The organism is Micromonospora sp. URMC 106, from assembly GCF_051386395.1.
GTDB lineage: Bacteria > Actinomycetota > Actinomycetes > Mycobacteriales > Micromonosporaceae > Micromonospora.
This window is the reverse complement of the sequence record NZ_JBPQTP010000005.1, coordinates 25,994-45,538: the sequence shown is the minus strand read 5'-3', so window position 1 is coordinate 45,538 and position 19,545 is coordinate 25,994. Positions and strand designations below refer to the sequence as shown.

The following is a 19,545-nucleotide window of genomic DNA, read 5'->3' as shown; positions in this document are numbered from 1 at the left end:
CGCGGGGATGACGCCCGCCCGGCTCACCAGGTCTTGCCGGCCTGCTCCCGGGTCGCGCGGTTGATCCGGTTGAAGAAGTTGGTCATCGCGATCTCCAGGACGATCGCGCCCAGCTGCGCCTCGCTGAAGTGGTCGGCGGCGTCGTCCCAGATCTCGTCGGTCACGCCCGGTGCGCCGTCCTGGATCCGGGTGGCGGCCTCGGTCAGGGCGAGAGCAGCCCGCTCCTGCCCGGTGTAGAAGGGCGTGTCGCGCCACGCGACCACGTTGTGCAGCCGCTCCGCTGTCTCACCGGCCTTCGTCGCCGACTCGACGGAGGCGAAGACGCACGGGCTGCAGCCGTTGATCTGGCTGGTGCGCAGATGGACCAGAGACAGCAGGCGCCTGTCGACGCCCCCGGCGTGAATCGCCTTGTAGAGGTGCTGGATCGCGGTGACCACGTCGGGGTTCGCCGGGCCGTTCATGCGTGCTTCCATCGGTGTTGCTCCTTCATCGGTTACCTGAGCCCCTCCGGGCCCGTCATCACCCACGACGGAGCAGCGCCGAGGAAGGTAACAACATGTCCGACACCAGCCCCGGGGACCCGATGGCCGAGGCGTTCGAGGCCCAGCGCGACCGGCTGCGCGCGGTCGCCTACCGCATGCTCGGCTCGCACGCCGACGCCGAGGACGTGGTCCAGGAGGCCTGGCTGCGCCTTTCCCGCCAGGACGCGGCGAGCATCCACAACCTCGCCGGCTGGCTGACCACGGTGGCCGGCCGGATCAGCCTCGATGTCCTGCGGTCGCGCCAGGCCCGCCCGGAGGCGTCCTACGGCGACCGCCTGTCCGAGCTCGTGGTGACGCTCGACGACAGTCCTGTTCCCGAGGACGACGCGGTGCTCGCCGACTCGGTCGGTCTCGCGCTGCTCGTCGTCCTGGAGTCGCTCGGGCCGAGCGAGCGGCTGGCGTTCGTGCTGCACGACCTGTTCGCGGTGCCGTTCGACGAGATCGGCCACATCCTCGGCAGGTCCACCGCCGCCACCAAAATGCTCGCCAGCCGCGCCCGCAGGAAGGTGCAGGCGGTTGAGCGGCCGACCGGCGTCGGACGGGAGCAGCGAGAGGTGGTCCAGGCATTCCTGGCGGCGGCTCGCCGCGGCGACTTCGCGGAGTTGCTGCGGGTACTCGACCCCGAGGTGAAACTGACCGTCGACACCCCGTCCGGCATGGTCGTCACCCTCGGCGCCACCAAGGTCGCGACCGGCGCGCAACTGTCCGCCAGGGCAGCCGCACAGGGACGGGCGGTGCTCGTCGACGGCCGCCCAGGGATCATGTCCTGGCGCGAGGACGGCACCCCGCTCTCGGTCGTCGCGTTCACCGTCGTCGACGGCCGGATCACCGACATCACGGTCGTGATCGACCCGGCCAAGCTCGCGCTGATGGGCCTGCCGGGTCCGGCGTGAGTCGTTGCCGGGGCGGGGTCGCCGCCAGCGCCGCAGTCTGTGGTTCATTGACCTGTTCAGCCCGCCGGGGCGTTCGACGAGGCACCCGCCTTCGACGCGGGCAGCCGCCCGCCGTTGCCGGCCCGTCAGTCCCCGAGGGGTATCCGGCGGGCGCCGGTGGGCCAGATGATCGTGGTCGGGATGCCGTGCTGCCGCGCCCAGTCGATGGTCCGGTCCGTCGACGCCGCGTGGCAGCCAGGTTCGCCGTCCCACACGGCCACGAGGCGCTGCACCCGGCGCACCAGTTCCCGGTTGGCGGCCACGTAGGCAGCGGTGTTCGAGCGGTCGTAGCCGGTGTGGACGACCGCCACCGCCCGGGCGAGCAACTCGTCGAAGGCTGGCCGGTTCCCCGGGCGGATCACGGCGGTGCGGTAGTCGCGGGCCGGGAGGATCACCTCGTACGTGCCGCCCAGGTCCAGGATCGTGCGCACGAAGACCTGATCCGCGCCGGCCGCCAGGCAGGTCACGCCGTGCACCGGCCGGTCGCTGATCCGGCGCAACTCGACGCGGAGCGCGTCGGCGACGAGCAACTCGGTGTCGCGGGTCAGGTTGATGTGCCCGGTGATGCCGACGCGCACCGGTGCGGGATCAGCCGGCATCCCCTGGTCCTCTCCGCTGCGCGGGCACCGCGGGTGCCAGCCGGATCAGCTCGAACCCGCTGTCGGACAGCACGTCGGGCAGCGCCCGGATCTCCTCGCGGTTCTGCTCCTGGACGTCGGGGGGCAGCTCGTCCCACGGCCGCAGGGCGGGATGCCGCCGCCGGGCGTCGTCGCGGGGCTCGCCGTACGTCCAGCCCTCCCCTCGCCGTTCCCGGCACCACCGTTCGTGCTCGAGGCGGGCGAGTTCCTCGATCCGGTCGTCGATGACCTGCCCGGCGGCGCAGGCGTCCCCGGTGCCGCCGCGCCGGGGCGCCACGACGCACCCGAGACTCAACAGTTTGGCGGCGATGTCCTGGACGTGGGCCCGGTTGGCCCGCCGCAGCGACTCCGGCAGTCGCGACCACTCCACCATCGCCGGCGCGTCGCCGGGGCGTACCCCGGCGCGATGCTGGGTCTGGAGGTACCGCTCGTGGATCAGTCGGGCCAGCCGCTCGGTGAGGTCCTCCGCGATCAACCGCGCATCGCAGGCGCGGGTCAGCACCGGATAGAGGCGGAGCTTGCCGTGCACCTCGTCGAGCAGGTCGTGGCGGGAGTCGCCGTGGAAGGCGGCGGCGAGCGCCGCCTGCTGGTAGACCGGCACGAAGACGGAACTCTCGGCGCTCTGCCAGAGGGCGGGCGTGTCCAGCACGAACTGCAGGCCGCTGGTCTCGTCCGGCGCGCAGACGTAGATGCGGTCGTAGCGGTCGCGTTCGAGCTGCGCGAGCCCGACGAGGCCGTCGAGGTCCAGGTTGTACGCGGTGAGCTGGCAGACGGTGGTCAGGAACGGGTAGCGGGACGCCGCGACGGCGAGTTCGGCGCTGGCGTCCGGGGCCACGAGGTCCACCCGCAGGGGTGGCACGACGTGACCGGGTGGGGCGTCGGCGCGGCGGGCGCGCCAGTGCCGAGCGGTCTCCACCAGGAGGGCTCGGCGGAAGACGCCGGTGCCGGCGATGAGGACCTTGGTGGGTCGGCCGCCCGCGGGTGGCAGCGGGTGGTGCCGGTGCAGTGCGCGGGCGGCGACGTCGTCGACGTGGAAGTAGTCCAGCCGTAGCCGGCTGGATCCGGCGGCGCCGAGTCGTCGGGCCTGCAGTGACAGGCACATCTCGGAGTCGTGGACCAGCACGTAGACCCGAGGTGGTTGCCGCCGGTCCTGCACGAGGCGGCTGGCGGTGTTGGCGATCGCGTGGTTGCGGTCGTCGTCCTCGCTGCAGGCGTAGATGGTGTGGGCCCGGCTCAGGCCGGCGCCGCGCAGCACCTGGGGGCTGGCCGGGTCTCCGACGACGCCGAGGTATCGGCGTAGGCGGTACTCCAGCGGTCCGAACGGTTCGGAGCGCACCACGACCACGCGTTCGCCGTCGGCGAAGAGCCGGTCGGCGAGCATGTGGGCGAACTGGGAGTCGCCGCAGACCAGGACGTGGCCGCGGGCTCGCCGGGCCCGCAGGCGGCGGCTCTCGGCGGCCAGCAGCAGCCGGCTGGCCTCGGCCACGGCGAGGAGGGTGAACAGCGGGGCGGCGAACCGGGCGACCTGCAGCTGCCACGGGTAGGGGCCGGCGTTCTGGAAGGGTTCGGCGCCGAAGACGAAGAGTTGCAGGTCGTAGTAGAGCACGTCGTACGGGTCGTGGGCGGTGCCCGGGCGGGCCTGCAGCAGGCGGTCGAAGCCGACGTAGCCGAGTATGAAGGCGGCCAGTCCGATGACTCCGAACACGGCTCGAAGCCACCATACGACCAGGTGGCGCGGGCCGGCGACCGGCTCTGTCATGACCCCGATGGTATTTGACGAGGTCGATCCGGCCCTTGCTCGGCGCGCGCCTGCCCGCGCGCTGTCGGCGGCACCGCCCGTCCGGGCGTCCGGTCGGGCGCGGTCATGGGAAGTCGTCGGGTCTGGTGTCGGGCAGCGCGGCCAGCAGTTGCCCGGCCAGCCGCCGTACGGTGCCGTCGTCCTCCTGGCGGGCGAGCCGCACGAGCACGGTCCGGGTGCGGGTGTCGCCGGAGTAGTGGCGGGTCAGTCCGAGCAGCGCGGTCCGACGGATCTCCCAGTCGTGGTCGTCGGCGAGCCGCAGCAGCAGCTCGTGTACTCCCACCTGGCCGGCCAGGGTGGCGCCCAGCTGTTCCACGGCGCGGCGCCGGACCTCGAGGTCCGGGTCGTCGCGGACCAGCCCCACCAGCAGTACCCGGACCTCGGGGTCGGCGCCGAAGTGCGCGCCGAGCGCGGCGGCGATGCGGGCGCGGATCGCCGGGTCCTGGTCTGCCAGGCGGCGCAGGAGCCGCAGGGTCACCGTCATGGATGCCGTGCCCTGCTCGGTGAGGCAGCACACCGCCGCGTCGAACACGGCGGGGTCGGTGTCTGATTCGACGCATTCCAGCAGCACGTCGGTCACCACGTCAGGACTGCCGTATGCGCAGAGGGTCTGCACGGCGGCCAGCCGGATGCCGACGTAGCTGTCTCGGCGGGCTCGCCGGCACAGTGTCTCCGTGAGGCTGTCGGTCTCGCCGTGACGGGCGAGCGCCTGGGCGGCCGCGCGCAGCACGTTCGGGTCGGGGTCGCGGCTGACCTGCTCGGCGAGGCACTCCAGCACCTCGGGGTCGGGCGGGTCGGCGAGGCGGGTGAGGCGGAGGGTGACCCGCAACCGGACGATCGCGTCCCGCTCCTGGGAGGCGCGGCTGATGAGCAGGTCACGAGTGGCGTGGCCGAGTAGCGGTCGGCCGGTGAGCAGGTCGATCGCGGCGAGCCGGACGCTCGCGGTCGGGTCGCCGTCAGCTTTTTCCAGCAGCAGTTCCCCGGTGCGGTGGTCCGGGTAGGCCTCGGCCAGCGCGCGCACCGCGGCGAGGCGCACCGTCGCGTCCTCGTCGGCACGAGCCGCGTGCGCCGCCACGGTCCACGCGGTGTCGTCGGCGCGGTCCCGGTCGATCAGCGCGGTGACGGCGGCGGCACGCACGGAGGCGTCCTCGTCCTGCTCGATCTGATCGACCAGCCGGGCTCGGCAGCGCCCCTCCGGGTCGGGTACGAGCGCCAGCCGCTGCACGGCGACCGCGCGGAGCCGCGCGGAGGTGTCCGAGCCGGCCAGCTTCAGCAGCAGTTCGGTGCTCTCCGGGCTGGGCCGCCCGGGCAGCAGCTCGGTCACCACGCAGCGCCGTACCTCGTCCGGGCTGTCGCCGGTCACCCGCTGCAACGCCCGGGTGCGGGCGGTTTCGGCATGCTCCGGCAGGGCCAGCAAGCCCTTCATCGCGCACTGCACCACGCCGGGGTCGGCGTCGGTGGCCAGCAGTCGCTGCAGTGTCCCGGGGGCGTCCGGCAGGTCGGCGCAGCGCGTGGTGAGCACTTCGGCGGCGGCCCGCCGCACCGCGGTGGCGGGGTCCTCGGCGGCCCTGGCCAGCACCTGGCGGAGGTCCTCGGACAGCTCGGTCCGGCCGCCGAGGGACTGCACGGCCAGCGCGCGCACCGCGTGGTCGGGTGAGTCGGCAAGGTCGCGCAGCACGTCGAGGTGGTCGGGGTCGGCGCCGAAGTGCGCGACCAGGGCCCGTACGGCGGCCTGCCGCACCGCGGTGGAGACCTCGGCCTGCGCCTGGGCGAGCAGGAGGTCGCGGCATCGGCGGCGGCTGCGGCTGGTGGTGTCCAGCCGGCCGGCGGTCTCGGCCAGCCCCGCGACCAGGATGAGGTGGGCCTGCCGCTCGCGGCCCTGCCCGAGTTCCCGGATCAGCAGTTCCTCCAGCTGCTCCTCAGCGGTGGAGAGCGCCGCCGCGATCCGGGTGGCGAATGCGGAGCCGGAGCGCCAGCTGGTCCGCACGCCGCGACGGCGGTACCAGTGCAGGAAGGTTTCCCGGCCGGGCCAGTTCGGTCCGAGTGCCCGGATCGAGGACAGCAGCTCCTGCTCGGTGAGCTCCACCAGGTTGGGGTCGTCGACGGAGATGCCGTGTTCGATGAGCCGCACGACCTGGCACAGCACCGCGTCGCCCGCGCCGGCCAGGTCGGCGGGTTGTGGCGCCTCCGCCACGCACTGCGCGGCCAGCACCAGGTTCCATGGTGGGCCGATCAGGTTCAGCGGCGGCCAGGGTTGGTTGGCCTCGGTGGCGAGCAGGATGACCAGGTCGTTGGCGGTCTGGGCGGGCAGGGCGCTGGCGACCAGCCGGAGCACCTCCCGCCAGGACGGGTCGGCCCAGTGCTCCCGGAACAGCGCGCGCAGTTGGTCGAGGTCCCAGGCGTCCGGGTCGTGCTCGAACCTGTCCACGATCTCCTCGGCGCAGAAGAACTCCAGGAACGTGCGGTGCACGAACCCGAACAGTCGCAGTCCGTACCGTTCCAGGATGAAGCTTCGCTGACGTAACTTGTCGATCATCGAGTAGGCCATGGCGAGTGCCCGCTCGTTTTCGAAACCGTAGAACGCGACGAGATGGTCCCGGAAGATGCGCGCCAGTTCGTCGGATTCAATGTAGTTTCCGGCCGGGCCGGACTCGCGGAACTGCATCCAATACGCCAGGTGGCGCACCAGCCGGTGCTTCGCCTGCAGGTCCAGTTGCGGCACGTCGCCGTGGCTTTCCCGCAACTGTTTGGTCACGTCCCACTCGGAGATCAGTACGTCGGTGACGTGCGCGTAGAGGCGGTGTCGGTTGCGGGGCAGCGGGTGGCCCCGGCCGACGATCGCCATGAGCATCAGCAGCAGGGGGTTGCCGGCGATCTCGTGCATCGCTCGGGACCTGTTCACCACGTCGAGGATCTGTCGCCGCTGCCGGTCTGCTTCGGCGGCCGGTGTGGGCATCACGTAGCGGTACCAGTTGCCGAGGAACTGGGCGATCCGCTCGTCGTCGAGGTCTTCCAGCGTGAAGTGGTCGAAGCCGGCGTTGGCGAAGGTGTGTCGCAGGTAGCCGGCCGCCCGCGAGGTGACCATCGTCCGCACCCCGGGGTACTCGTTGGCGAAGGTGGCGATCTGCGCGGCCACCTCTTCGCGCTGCGCGGGGTCGAACACCTCGTCCAGGCCGTCGAACAGGAACAGCGCCTGGCCGCCCTGGCGCAGGTACGCCTCCAGCACGCCCTGGTCTATTCCGGCTAGTCCCTGCTGGTGGCGGTGGCCGACGTAGTCCAGCAGGCCGTCGCACCGCCCGTCGCCGCAGTGCGCGGCGTAGGAGCGCAGCTCGATCAGGACGGGCAGGTACCGGTCCAGCGCCGCCAGTCGGGGCTCGGCGCAGACCCCGGCCAGCGCCAGCGCCAGGTATCGCGCGGCCGCCGACTTGCCGGAGCCGGGGTCGCCGAGCAGCACGATCGCTCGCCGGCCCGGATCGCACACGACGTCGAAGAGTGCCAGCGCGTCCTTGGCCGCGTACTCTTCCCAGAGCCGCTCGACCTCCTCCGGGTTGACCACCCCGGGCAGCCCGCCGGCGTCGCCGCTCGCTGTGGAGCTGGCCCAGCGCCACCAGGCCAGTGGCATCTCGGGCCGGGTGTCCTCGTGCACGCGGGGCTCCACGAACATCTTCGGTAGCCCGACCGTGAGGTATCCGATGGTGGGGCGTGGTGAGACCGCGTCCAGCGGAACGGCCTGGTATCTGAGGGCCAACTGTTTGTAGTACTGGCTGCGCGCGGCTTCCGGCAGGTGGGTGTCCGGGTCCGCGGGCTCGCGCGTCGGGGATCGGCCGCTGCGCACCTCGGCCAGCGCCATGGTCACCTTTGCGGCGAGGTCGTCCACGCCGGAGAAGAAGGCGCAGAGGTGGCGCTCCTTGAGTTCCCGGCGTAGCGCGACGATCTGCTGCCAGTCGGCGTCCCGGTCGATCATGTCGACCGGCCAGGGTGTCTCCTCGGCGAGCAGGAAGATCAGGCAGGGCTTTCCGGCCGCGAGTGCCTCACGGTATTCCAGTTCGGTGATGGAGGACTCCTGGCCGGGCGGCCGGAATCCGTAGCGCCAGGCGAACAGCCCGACGTAGAGGTCGCACCGGCGCACGTCGGCCAGGCAGCGTTCCAGCGGTGGTCGGATGTCGGCGCCGTACGCCTCCATGGCGACGTCCTCGATTTCGAGGCGACGTGCCACGACGTGTACGGCAGCACGATATTCCAGCAGGTCCTTTTGGGTGGCTGAAATGTAGACCTTCATGAACGGCAAACTCCAGGGGGTGGCTGGCGACCGCACCAATGAAAATATCAGTCGCTGTCGAATCGTCTCTGCCCCGCGGACGCTCGCATCCCCGTCGTACATGGGAATCCCGCGGACGGTGGGCTTATGATGTGCACAGGACAGGTACGGATCCGGGCGAGCCGGATCCCGTCCTTGCGGGGAGTTTCGGTAAACCCGCGCGGATCCGTGTCGGTGCGGGTCACGGCGGCGTACGTCAATCACCATGGGACCGCGTTCCGCGGGGCGGCCGCGGACCGGTGCCGGCGATGCGGAGGAAGCCATGCTCACGGTGGGTGAGGTGCACACCAGCCTGCTGCAGCACAGCACGGCGCTGGCCCAGGAGCAGAGCTCCGAGGTGCTCGGCCTGGTCGAGGGTGAGGTTGTGCTGACCTCCCGACGTCCTTCGCTCTACGCGGTGTCGCCCGACGTCCGCACCGGCGTGGACTGCTGGCTACCCAGCGCCAGGAACCGCCAGTTGCGCGGGGTGGGTGCGGTGGTCACCCGGGCCATCGTCACCGGCGGTCGGATCGTGCAGGCTTCCTCGGTCATCCAGGTCGTCGCCGGAGAGCGGCGCCGGCCGTGGTCGCACTATCTGGCCAACCCGGGCGTCCTCGAGACGGTCGGCAAGCTGGATGCCGCGGACCTGACCGCGGGCTTCCTGCGCGGCAACAACGCGGACGTGCTGAACCTGGAGGCGATCACCGGCCGGGTGCTCGACGGCGTGCAGATGTCCGACCTGCTGGACCGGCACCCGCCGCTGCGCGCGGCGCGCACCCGGCTGCGCTGGACCGCGCAGGTCGACCAGCAGCCGGGCCGGGACGTCTCGGCGGTGGTCACCGTGGACTCCCCCACGCTGCGCACGGTCGAACTCGTGGTCGGCCCGCAGGACGTGCCGGCCGCCGTGGCTGGCCTCTGCGAAGACCTCGCGCTGCACGACTGGCTGCTGACCATGCTGTCCTCCCTGGTGGAGGCCGCGGTCACCCGACCGCCCTCCGGGCAGGAGCACATCGAGCGGCTGCGGCCGGTGCTGGAGCATCTGCTGCACCTGTGGCTGCCTGGCGCCCGGGTCCACCCGCGGTTGCGGCCGATCTGGGACCGCCTGGAGCAGGTGCCCGGGTTCAGCCGGCAGTGGAAGTCGTCGGTCAACTGGATCCGGGATCAGATCAGCGTCAACAACATGGCCCTGCTGCGTGACCTGGCGGACCGGGTGGCGGTCAAGCAGCCGTGCGGACGCTGATGCCGCCTACTCGCCGATGAACACGTAGCTCAGCCGGTCGACCAGTTCGCTGGGTAGCTGGAGCCCCTCGCCGCCGGCCCGCTTGGCGACCTGCTGCGCGACCGCCGGTGGCACCGCCACCTGGCCGAGGATGGTCCGTACGGCCAGCTCCACCGGCAGGTACTGGGTGTCCATCAGGGTCAGCGTGCGGTACGCGCAGAACGGCGCGGCGGCCGGGTTCAGCTGGACGATCGCCGGCAGTTCGTCCCAGCTGGTGGGCAGCTCCCCGGTGAGCCGGCACGGCTGTCTGATCGTCTCACCCCGGTGCCGTAGCACGCCCAGCCGGGTCAACTGCCAGACCGAGGCGAGCAGCGCGCATGCCCACACCCGGGTGTTCGGCTCGTCGGACCACAGCTCGATGTCGACGAAGATGGAGTGCTGGGGATCGCCGGACTGCACCGGCGGGGACCACGGCCGGGGCAGGGTCATCGCCGGGGCGTCGACATGCCCGGGCGACCGCTTGCCGTTGGACAGCCACCCCGACTCGCTCAGCGGTGGGCGGCTCCCGGTGGTGTGCCGGGGCGGCTCCACCACCAGGGTGTCGACCACCAGCTGGGCCAGTTCGACGCCGTCGTGCCGCGCGAAGCTGGACTCCCGGGCCACGTAGTCCAGCACCAGGCCGTGCTCCGCCGCGGCGCTCTGCACCTGCGGGATCACCTCGCGGGGAGTACCGAAGCGGTGGAAGTAGTCGTCCACCATGAAGCAGGTGCTGATCCGTGGTTGCCGGTGCGGGGGCAGCCCGCGTCGGGCCAGGGCCGGGATCGCGGCCGACCAGTCCGCGATCCGCTCGAACTTGCGCCGCAGCTCCTGGCACCCGTCGCCGAAGTCCTCCGCGTAGAAGTGCCCCAACTCCACCGACAGATGCGAGTACGCCACGCTCTCTGTACGTCGCACCGCAGCTGCCTCCTGGAACCTGACATCCACGCCAATCACACGGTCTCCCATGCCGTCTCGTCGAAGAGCTTCTCGGTCAGTTCCACGAAGGCGTCCACGGTCTTGACGTTAGCGATCTTGCTTTGCACGTCGTGGTCCGAGATGAGCTGCTCCCGCCACTGCAACAGGGGATCCAGTGGCACCGCGCCGAACAGCGTGGTGCGCCCGACGCCCCGCCGTCGGGCCAGCTCCGACAACTCCGCGTCGCACTTGCGCAGGAATGCCTGCTGCGCGAGGTCGAGGTGGCCGACCTCGGGGCCGCGTGAGTCGATCACCGCCGTGCGGATGAATCGCAGCGACTCGCGCAGCCGGTCCGGCTCGTGACCGTACTCCTTGCCCATGGCCACGATCCCGCCCGCCTCGAAGGCCAGGTCCGCAGCCGCGGTGACGTGCTGGGGAGTCCACCGGTGGAAGACCAACCAGCGCACGGTGACCTTGCGAAGGGTCGCGATCGCGGTGGCTGCCAGCGCGATCTGGCTGGCGTACGACCGGCCGGCGCTGAGGTCGACCAGGGTCAGGTCGAACTCCTCCTCCAGGCGGAGGAAGAGTTCGGCGCAGCGCTTGGCGATGTCGTTGGTGAACCCGAACTCGCTGCCGTTGCGCTGCCCGGGCAGGAGTACCAGCGGACCGGACCCGATGGGCCGCTGGCGCAGGCTGGCCCGCTCCGACGTGCCCCACACGTCCAGCTGCTCCGGAGACGGGATCTCCCCGCGCAGATACCGGTGCAGGCCACCGCCGTTGGGCCCGGTGCCCTCCACCCCGTTGACGGCCTGCGGGATCTGGAACGTGATGCCGGCCGTCGGCGAGCCGAAATCGTAGTCCAGGTAGCAGGTGGGGCGGCCGGACAACGCGCTGCGGTAGGCGATGTTCGCTGCGGTCACCGAGCGCCCGGTACCGCCCTTGTGCGACGTGACGAAAACCAGCATCAGATCCCCTCGCTGGCTTTCTGCTGCCCGGTCGCGACGTCGTTGAGCAGCAGCAGCAGGGCGTTCGCCAGGGCGGCCGCCGTGCCGGGGCGTTCGTCCACCAGCAGCTGCGCCCGGCGCAGGCTGGCTCGGATGCTGCGCATGCTGCGCTGCATCGCCTCGCCGGCGAACGTGCCGCGCATCAGCTCCCGGTCGAACAGGTACTCGGCCTCGTCGATGAGATCCTGCGCGTACGCGGCGAGGCGGCCAGCCCGCGGGAACGGCCGCTCCCAGAGCAGCTGACCGGCGGTGACCAGCGCCTCCACCACCCGCTGGGTCAGGTACCAGGAGGGCGCGTCCGGCTTCGGCGCCAGCCCGGGGTAGGCGCCGGCGGCGTGGTCCCACAGCCCTCGGTGCTGGCCGTCGGGGATACGTCGCAGCAACAGGTGATCCCACACCTCGTCCGCCAGCTCGAGCAGCTCGCTGCGGCGCCGGGCGTTGCTCAGCAGACCGGCGACGGTGGCCGCCCGCTGGAGCAGCACCGTGGAGTACTCGTTCACGTTCCACGTCATGATCGGCTTCGACGTGTCGTCGTTCAGGGTCACCCGCTTGCCTGGCGCGTGCAGGAGCAGCGCCGGCTCGTCGGGCGAGGCACGTCGGGTGATCCGCGCCCGCTGCGCCAGCTCCACCAGCACCGAGGCGATCCGACCGAGCTCCTCGTCGGCGCCGCGCCCGCCAGCGATCAGGCCCTTCACCGCCAGCGACGTGGCCTGCAGGGTGTAGTAGTCGGTCCGGTCGCCGTCGGTCGTCCGCCAGGGGATGTCCTCGATGGGCCACCGTCGCCGGTTGTCGAAGGTCGCCACCGTCGCCCAGTAGGTCCGGGTCAGCTCCCAGCGCAGCTGCAGTGCGCGGGACAGCCGCTGCTGCTCCTCGTTGAGCAACCCGAGCAGGCGGGTGCGCTCGGAGTTCAGGTCCTCGATGGCGTCCATCGCGATGACCGTGAAGTAGAGGTAGGGAGCGTTCTCCGCCGAGCCCTCGCGTTGCAGGCCGGTCGGCTCGGTGGTCGGGACCTCCTCGGCGCCGGCGATGATCCCCCACGACCAGCCGCACTCGAACAGCATCTCGCTGTTGTCCAGGTCCTCGGTCACCCGGCCCGACCCGATGACCACGTTGCGCAGGCTGGCCATGGTTTCGCGCAGCTGTTCGCGCAGCGCGGCCACGAGTTCGCGGCGCGGCAGCTCGTCCTGGTTGATCATGTCGCACAGCCGGACGCCGTACTCGTCGGTGGCGGTGAAGACGAAGGTGCTGAAGCTGCGGAGCAGGCCGACCATGGCCGCGGTGAGCCGCGCGCTGGCCATCGCGTCCAGGGCGTCCAGCTGCGCCAGCAGGTCGCGCCGCTTCGTGGTGCCCCGGTAGACCTTGACGAAACCGATCGTCGCCAGGGTGAGCGTGACCGACACCGCGAACGAGTCGACGATGTCCAGGGAGCGTTGCTCCTCGGTGAGCTCCGGGCCGTCATCGAGCGGGGTGAGGTAGCTTCCACCGCTGAAGATCGGGGTGCCGGTCTCGTCGGTGTACCGCGTGAAGTAGTCGCTGATCACGCTGACCAGCCGGCGGGGAATCTCGATCGCGCCGCCGAGCGGGCTGAGCGCCTCGATCACCTCTTCGTCGGCGCGATCCGGGTCGTCGAGTGACAGCACGGGAACCCTGGCCGCCGGGAGCAGCAGGGTCAGTAGCTGCTCGGCATCGCTGATCGAGTTGCTGCCGCTTCGACCACCCCAGCGCCATTCACCGTTCTGCCAGCAACTACGCACCGTGGCCCGCCAGATGTCGAGGATTTCCTGGCGTGGCTGTATCCGCACGATTCACCGCCGTCTGCTGTAGTCGTCGCCTCGAAACTGCTGGTGGTGCCGTTCACAGGATGATCTACGGTGGTCCACAATGACGTGCAACAACATGGTAGCGGGCCCGTCGAGTGCCACTTGAACAGCTTCGATGGCCGCGTGTCGGCGGCCCGGCCCACCAGTCGCGATGTGATTCCGCGTACCGGTGGACCGGGCCGACCGCACGGCGCGCGGGTCACCCGGTGGTGACCAGCTCGTCCTCGCCGACCGCCGTGGCGGTCATCCGGCGCGTGCCGATGGTGACGAGCAGCGCGGCGAACGCGAGCGTCACGCCGAACCAGACAGCGCCGTCGACCCCCAGGGTGTCGGCGAACCATCCACCGAACAGCGCTCCCAGGGCGATCGATGTGTTGTACCCGAGAGTGTTGATGGACATGGCCGCCTCGAACTTGTCGGGCGCGGCACCGAGCATCAGGTTGATCTGGCACAGGTTCGCGGCGCCGAAGGACACTCCCCAGAGGGTCACGGCAAGGATCAGCCCGGGCGGCGTCTGCCCGATGGTGAGCAGCAGCAGCATCGCCGTCACGAGGCCCGTGCACGCGACGACAAAGCTGGTCCGTGGGCTTCTGGTCACCGTGTGGCCGGCGATGAAGTTGCCGGCCGCGCCGCCGATCCCGTAGACGACGAACAACGCGCTGATGAAGGCGGCGGAGGCGGACGAGCGCTCCTCCGCGAAGGGCCGGATGAAGGTGTACGCGCCGAAGTGGCCGAGCACGTACAGCGTCACGGCGATCATCACCAGGCGCAGCTGCCTGTTCCGGAGCGGGAGTCGGAAGACCTCCCGGACCGGGACGGCGTTCTCCGAGGGCAGCGATGGAATGACCACGGCGACCGCAAGGAAGACGAGCGCGCTCAGGCCGGCCCAGATGAGGAACGTGGTACGCCAGCTGGTAAGGCTTTCCAGGAACGCACCGAGCGGAATGCCCACCACTGCGGCGATCGAGATGCCGGAGAGCGCTACCGCCGACGCCCGGGAGGCGAGGCGTCCCGGTACAAGACGCATCGCCATGCTGACGCCGATGGCCCAGAAGACGCCGTTGGCGAATCCCATGACGAGTCGGGTCGTGAGGACCAGCACGAAGCTCGTCGAGACGGCGGTGAGCAGATTGCCCAGTGCCAGGATCGCCAGGAGCACGGACAGCAGGACCCGCCGGTTGACGCGCCTGGTCCACGCGACGATGAACGGCACGCCGAGCCCGGCGGAGATGCCGTAGAGCGTGACCATCAGCCCCGCGACGCCCGCGGACACGTCCAGGTCCACGCTGATCGGGGTGAGGAGGCCGACGGGCATCAGCTCCGTGGTGACGAAGGTGAACAGACTGGCGGTGATGACCGCGACACCGAGCCATGACTTCAGGGGCGAGTGAGGGCGCCCATTCGATGTGACCATTTCTCCCTTTTCATGAGTTTTGCGTTAGGTGCGGATCAGCGGTGACGTCCGCTGACCGACGGCGGCGAAGCCGGTCCGGACACCGCGGGGTCGGCACTGACCGGGCAGTCACCGGGACGTGGGCGTGACCGGGGTGGCCGGGGTTGCGCAAGCAGCACGGCGACGACGATCGCGATGGCGCCGACCACCTGGACCGCTGAGAGCGTCTGGCGCAGGAACAGGTATCCGAGGATGGCAGCGACGACAGGGCTGCCCGGGGCGAGGAAGGAGACCGCCAACGCGGGCAGCTTCTCGATCCCGCGGAACCACAGCGCGTAGCTGAGGACGGCGCCGAGAGTGGTGAGGTAGGCGAACCCGACGATGTTGGACGGGGTGAGGACGGCCGGCAGCCCTTCGAGGGTCAGCGTGGCCGGCAGGGACACGAGTCCGCCGGTGACCAGTTGCCATCCGGTGAAGGGCAGCAGTCCTACCCCCTCGGGGCGTCCCCACCGCTTGGTCAGCGTGAGGCCGACGGCCATGCATGCCGCCGCGACGAGCGCCGCGACCACACCGACGGTGTTCAGGGCCGCTGTCCCCCTGAACACCAACATCGCGACACCGCCCGCGCCCAGGAGGCAGGCCACCACGTGCCTCGTGCGGATCCTGTCGCCGAGGAGCAACGCCGCCAGGATCATGACGATCATCGGCTGGCCGGCCATGATCATCGCGGCGACGCCGCCCGGCAGGCGGTAAGCCGCGACAAACAGCAGGAAGTTGAACGCGCCGATGTTGAGCGTGCCGAGCACCAACGACCGCCACCACCACGCTCCAGTCGGCGGCAGCCGGGTCAGGGCCAGCAGGATCAGGCCCCCGGGAAGGGCCCGAACGGTGGTGGCCAGCAGCGGACGGTCGGGTGGCAACCATTCGGTCGTCACCAGGTATGTGCTTCCCCAGATCGCAGGCGCCAGCGCGGTGACGCCCGCGGTGAGGAGTCGGTTGCCGTTGCTCATGCCACCCTGCCTTCCGTGTCGAAGGCCGCTGTCGGGCACGCACGGGGACTGGCGTTCGACCTGCTTCCAGCCACGAGGGCATCACGGTCACGAGTGCGCTTGAGTTCGTGGAAGCCATCGGTGCCGGCCAGGGCGAGGACGCCGTCCCGGAGCCGACCGGCGGCCTCGCCGCGCGGCCCCGGCGCCCTCACCGGACCGGAGCACGCAGGGCCTCCGGGCCGCGCTGCTGCTCGGCGGCGACGCAGACGCGCACCGATCCCCGCCTTCGACCATCGCCTTTGCGGCACTTCTCCGGCACCTCGCGGCCCTCGTCGAGTACCAAAGAGGGCTCACGACGTGAAGACGCGCCTCGACGGGCCGGACCTGTTCGACCTCGAACAGCCAGCGGGAGGCGGTCCACGCCCAGGGGCAGCGGGGTTCCGCCCGGATGTCGGCGACGGTTTCCGCCGGCCTTTCGGGTGCAGCGACGCTCATCGTGCGGTCGTCCTTTCGGAAGTGATGGGTTGCCGGTGGCTGCCCGTGCGGTCAACCGGCGGCGAGCCGCGACGACTGGTCGGCGCGGTCCCGGCCGGGCCGCGGCTTCGCCGTCCCGGTCGCGTCCCCAGCCTCACCCGAAGTGGATCAGCGAGTCCAACGCATGTTTGTCACCCCATCGATCGTGAACCACGATGGATCTGTGGAACTACAGCAGTTGCGCTACGTGGTCGCGGTCGCCGAGACCAACAACTTCACCCGGGCCGCCGAACGGTGCCACGTGGTGCAGTCCGCGCTCAGTCACCAGATCGCCCGCCTGGAACGGGAACTGGGCGTCAGGCTCTTCGAGCGCACCAGCCGGCGGGTCCGGCTGACCCCGGCCGGCGCCGCGTTCCTGCCCGCCGCCCGTCAGTGCCTGGACGCCGCGGAGCGGGCGGTCGCCGAAGTCGCCGCGGCCGTCGGTGAGCTGCGCGGACGGCTCGCGATCGGTCTGATCCCCACCGTCGCCGCGGTCGACCTTCCCGGCATCCTGCGAGACTTCCGCCGGCGGCACCCGTCCGTGCGCATCAGCCTCCGCGTTGGCGCGAGCGAGGAGCTGGTCGAGCAGGTCAAGCAGGGGGCCATCGAGGTGGCCTTCCTCGGGCTGCCCACCACCGCGCGTCCCGAAGGCGTCAACGCCCGCGAACTCGCCCGCGACCGGCTCGTCGCCGTGGTCGCCCCGGAGCATCCCCTCGCTGCGGAGTCAGCGGTCAGCCTGCGCAGGCTCTCCGCCGAGGTGTTCGTGGACCTGCCGGCCAGAACCGCCGGGCGGATCCAGTCCGATCAGGCCTTCGAGGCCGCCGGCCTCGTGCGTGATGTCGCTTTCGAGGTGACCACCGCCTACCTCATGTCCCGTCTGGTCGAGGAGGGACTCGCCGTGGCCATGCTTCCGTCCGCCTACGTGCCGCAGCTCACCGGCGTGACGACCATCCAGGTCATGGACGCGCCGGCCCGCGTCGAGTACGTCATCTGGAGCCGGTCCGACCGCATGCCCGCGGCGGACGCCTTCCTCGCCCTGCTCGGCATCGACGCCGGAAGCCAGGAATGAGCCGGCGGGCAACTGCGGCTGGAGTACCGGCCGTCACGTGTACGGTCCCGCACCACCACGGGTTCGGCCGGTGGTCAGCAGCATGCTCAGGTACCCGTCGCGCAGCGTCGGCGTGAGCCGCACCTCGTGGACGTCCAGGTCGTACGCGCCGGCCGCGATGCTCGCCATCACCTCGGCGCGCTGCAGCGCCACGGCGGGAAAGACGCGCTGGCCGACGCTGTAGCCGCGGGAGTCGAGCATGACCGCCACGGCAAAGGGTGAGTTGGGCCGCAGCGCGTCGAGGAAGCGGCCGATCGCGTGCTCGGCCTCCGCGCGATCTGCCGATATGGAGCACGCCACGAAGAACATCGTGCCCGCGTCCCAGGCGTGCCTCGGCGCATCGAAGACACTCGTCCGCAGCACTCGGCCGACCCGCGCCAGGCGGCCCCGCGGATCAGTCAGCGCCGAGTACGCCGGGTGCTCCGCGCACACCTGCCAGTACGGGTCCCAGAGCTCGTCGTAGCTGTCGACCTGCGTACGCAGCCAGCTGACATTCGACGCCGACCAGTCACACAGGTCGATCGTGCGGGCAAACGGCAGGAGCGTCAGCGCCGGGTAGAGGTTCGCCCCCGACCCCACGTCGACACAGTGCGCGTCGGAGAGCTTCGCCTCGGCGAAGAAATCCCTGGTACGGCGGAGGATTTCACGATCGTCGGCACGCAGGACCGCGTAGTTGTGCCGGACATATGCCAGGGGGTCGAAGCTGTCCCATTCGACGTCAGAATTCGCCGGCCTCGCGGATTGGCTCGGTGGGGATGGCGTCGACGACTCGTCGCAACCGCCGCCAGCCGCCGGGGTCAACGCCATGGACGTGCCTCCATCGATGTCGGCGGATCACATTGGCCGTCTTTTTTGGCGCGCTCCTTCGCGCTGCTCATTGTGTATCCGAGGCGGTGTTGGCTCGCAAGCAGCGGCACTTCGCCAACCCCGGCGATTGACGGCCTTGACGGTGACCACGCCGACCGGTCCAGTTCACGGGGCCGAGGCGTGGGCCTGACGCGCTCTGACGGACATCCGATATCGGGGCCGCACGGCATCGCCACACACAATTTCGCGGCACCGGAGAGCGGCTGATCAACAAGCACGTGGCCCGGCGAGGCATCGAACCCGCTACGACAAGACCCTGCGGAGCGACCTCGCCGTCCTCCGCCTGCGCACCTCGGTGAACCGGGGATCGAAGAGCTCACCCGGACAACCCGTTGATCACCATAGGATGCAGCAGTGACGGACGGTGAGCGAGGCCGACGATGACGCAGGTGAACACGGCGGGGACCGGGCAGGGTGACGCCGGCCGCCGGGATACCGGCGCCGGGCCCTGGCGCGCGCGCATCCGCCGGGCGATTCGCGCCGCCTCCCGCCCGAGCCTCTGGAAGCGCGGCCCGGTGCTCGCGGCGCTGGGGCTTTTGATCGGCCTGATCCTGCTGCTGCACGCGCAGATCACGAACCGCGGGGGCCTCGGCAGCCTGGTGGAGACCTTCCTGCCGTGGCTCGGCCTCTTCATCCCCGTACTGCTGATCGGGGCGCTGTGGCGTCGTTCCGCCTCCGCGGTGGCCGCGCTGCTGCTGCCGGCCGTGGTGTGGCTGAACCTCTTCGGCGGGCTGCTTGGCGACAAGTCCCGCCCGGGCGGAGACCTCACCCTGGCCCAGCAGAACGTCAACGCCGACAACCCCGACCCGGCCGGCACCGCCCGCGACCTGGCCGCCTCCGGTGCGGACGTGCTGGCCCTGGTGGAGCTGACCCCGCAGGCCACGGGCACGTACGAGAGGGAACTGGCGCAGGCGTACCCGCACCACACGGTGCAGGGCACGGTCGGGCTGTGGAGCAAGCTGCCGCTGTCGGACACTCAGCCGGTCGACATCCAGACGGACGCCGGGCCGTTGGCGGCCACCAAGCCGGTCGACGTCACGATGGCCTACAACCGGGCGTTGCGCGCCACGGTGGCCACGGACCAGGGGCCGCTGGCGGTGTACGTGGCCCACCTGGGGTCCGTACGGCTGTATCCCAGGGCGGGCTTCTGGACGACCCATCGGAACCGAAATGCGCAGGCCCTCGGCGAGGCCATCGCCGCCGAGCGGAACGAGCGGGTGGTGCTGCTCGGCGACCTGAACGGCACCATGGACGACCGCGTGTTCGCCGGCATCACCTCGCAGCTGCGCTCGGCTCAGAGCGAGGCCGGGAAAGGCTTCGGCTTCACCTGGCCGGCGAGGTTCCCGGTAGTGCGGATCGACCACATCCTGGTCCGCGGCGTGCAGCCGGAGAGATCCTGGGTGCTGCCGGCCACCGGCGGCGACCACCTCCCGGTGGCGGCCAGCATCAGCTGGTGAGCATCGCGTAAGAG

Annotated in this window: 14 protein-coding genes and 1 pseudogene; 4 read left to right on the top strand and 11 right to left on the bottom strand. The window is 70.8% G+C overall.

Annotated elements, in window-relative coordinates:
• Positions 1-23: 23 nt before the first annotated feature.
• Positions 24-473, bottom strand: coding sequence for a carboxymuconolactone decarboxylase family protein (locus ACSNOB_RS02745; protein ID WP_436684986.1), 450 nt, complete (start codon positions 471-473; stop codon positions 24-26).
• A gap of 83 nt (positions 474-556) precedes the next feature.
• Between ACSNOB_RS02745 and ACSNOB_RS02740 the strand changes: the two genes are divergently transcribed.
• Positions 557-1,435 carry a sigma-70 family RNA polymerase sigma factor gene (locus tag ACSNOB_RS02740; protein WP_436684985.1) on the top strand — a complete coding sequence of 293 codons (879 nt, stop codon included), beginning with the start codon at positions 557-559 and terminating at the stop codon, positions 1,433-1,435.
• A 125-nt stretch (positions 1,436-1,560) separates the two neighbouring features.
• Here ACSNOB_RS02740 and ACSNOB_RS02735 read toward each other — a convergent pair whose 3' ends face one another.
• From ACSNOB_RS02735 to ACSNOB_RS02725, 3 genes are all read right to left on the bottom strand, one after another.
• Positions 1,561-2,073 (bottom strand): hypothetical protein, encoded by a 513-nt coding sequence (locus tag ACSNOB_RS02735; RefSeq protein WP_436684984.1) that lies wholly within the window; start codon positions 2,071-2,073, stop codon positions 1,561-1,563.
• Complete coding sequence (locus ACSNOB_RS02730) at positions 2,063-3,871, bottom strand: RyR domain-containing protein (protein ID WP_436684983.1); 1,809 nt, start codon at positions 3,869-3,871, stop codon at positions 2,063-2,065. The genes ACSNOB_RS02735 and ACSNOB_RS02730 overlap by 11 nt, the downstream gene beginning before the upstream one ends.
• Positions 3,872-3,974: 103 nt before the next feature.
• Complete coding sequence (locus ACSNOB_RS02725) at positions 3,975-8,189, bottom strand: HEAT repeat domain-containing protein (RefSeq protein WP_436684982.1); 4,215 nt, start codon at positions 8,187-8,189, stop codon at positions 3,975-3,977.
• A 301-nt stretch (positions 8,190-8,490) separates the two neighbouring features.
• On the opposite strand from ACSNOB_RS02725, the gene ACSNOB_RS02720 reads away from it, so the two are divergent.
• Complete coding sequence (locus ACSNOB_RS02720; protein WP_393106614.1) at positions 8,491-9,447, top strand: SCO2521 family protein; 957 nt, start codon at positions 8,491-8,493, stop codon at positions 9,445-9,447.
• 6 nt (positions 9,448-9,453) lie between these two features.
• Here ACSNOB_RS02720 and ACSNOB_RS02715 read toward each other — a convergent pair whose 3' ends face one another.
• From ACSNOB_RS02715 to ACSNOB_RS02690, 6 genes and pseudogenes are all read right to left on the bottom strand, one after another.
• Positions 9,454-10,431 carry an SCO2522 family protein gene (locus ACSNOB_RS02715; protein WP_436684981.1) on the bottom strand — a complete coding sequence of 326 codons (978 nt, stop codon included), beginning with the start codon at positions 10,429-10,431 and terminating at the stop codon, positions 9,454-9,456.
• On the bottom strand, positions 10,416-11,345 hold the full coding sequence (locus ACSNOB_RS02710) for an SCO2523 family variant P-loop protein (RefSeq protein ID WP_436684980.1): 930 nt from the start codon (positions 11,343-11,345) through the stop codon (positions 10,416-10,418). Before ACSNOB_RS02710 ends, ACSNOB_RS02715 begins: the two co-directional genes overlap by 16 nt.
• Complete coding sequence (locus ACSNOB_RS02705) at positions 11,345-13,186, bottom strand: SCO2524 family protein (protein ID WP_393106620.1); 1,842 nt, start codon at positions 13,184-13,186, stop codon at positions 11,345-11,347. Before ACSNOB_RS02705 ends, ACSNOB_RS02710 begins: the two co-directional genes overlap by 1 nt.
• Positions 13,187-13,403: 217 nt before the next feature.
• Positions 13,404-14,618, bottom strand: a complete 1,215-nt coding sequence (locus ACSNOB_RS02700; protein ID WP_436684979.1) for an MFS transporter — start codon at positions 14,616-14,618, stop codon at positions 13,404-13,406.
• Between the two features lie 35 nt (positions 14,619-14,653).
• Positions 14,654-15,646 (bottom strand): EamA family transporter, encoded by a 993-nt coding sequence (locus ACSNOB_RS02695; RefSeq protein ID WP_436684978.1) that lies wholly within the window; start codon positions 15,644-15,646, stop codon positions 14,654-14,656.
• 47 nt (positions 15,647-15,693) lie between these two features.
• A pseudogene (locus tag ACSNOB_RS02690) lies at positions 15,694-16,081 on the bottom strand (mycothiol-dependent nitroreductase Rv2466c family protein); the annotation flags it as partial.
• A gap of 202 nt (positions 16,082-16,283) precedes the next feature.
• On the opposite strand from ACSNOB_RS02690, the gene ACSNOB_RS02685 reads away from it, so the two are divergent.
• A complete protein-coding gene (locus ACSNOB_RS02685) occupies positions 16,284-17,168 on the top strand; it encodes a LysR substrate-binding domain-containing protein (RefSeq protein WP_436684977.1) in 885 nt (294 codons plus the stop codon).
• Between the two features lie 33 nt (positions 17,169-17,201).
• Here the strand turns inward: ACSNOB_RS02685 and ACSNOB_RS02680 are convergent, their stop codons facing one another.
• Positions 17,202-18,014, bottom strand: coding sequence for an SCO2525 family SAM-dependent methyltransferase (locus ACSNOB_RS02680; protein ID WP_436684976.1), 813 nt, complete (start codon positions 18,012-18,014; stop codon positions 17,202-17,204).
• A 440-nt stretch (positions 18,015-18,454) separates the two neighbouring features.
• Here ACSNOB_RS02680 and ACSNOB_RS02675 point away from each other — a divergent pair, with 440 nt between their 5' ends.
• Entirely contained in the window at positions 18,455-19,531 is a 1,077-nt protein-coding gene (locus tag ACSNOB_RS02675) for an endonuclease/exonuclease/phosphatase family protein (protein WP_436684975.1), read from the top strand.
• Positions 19,532-19,545 lie beyond the last annotated feature (14 nt).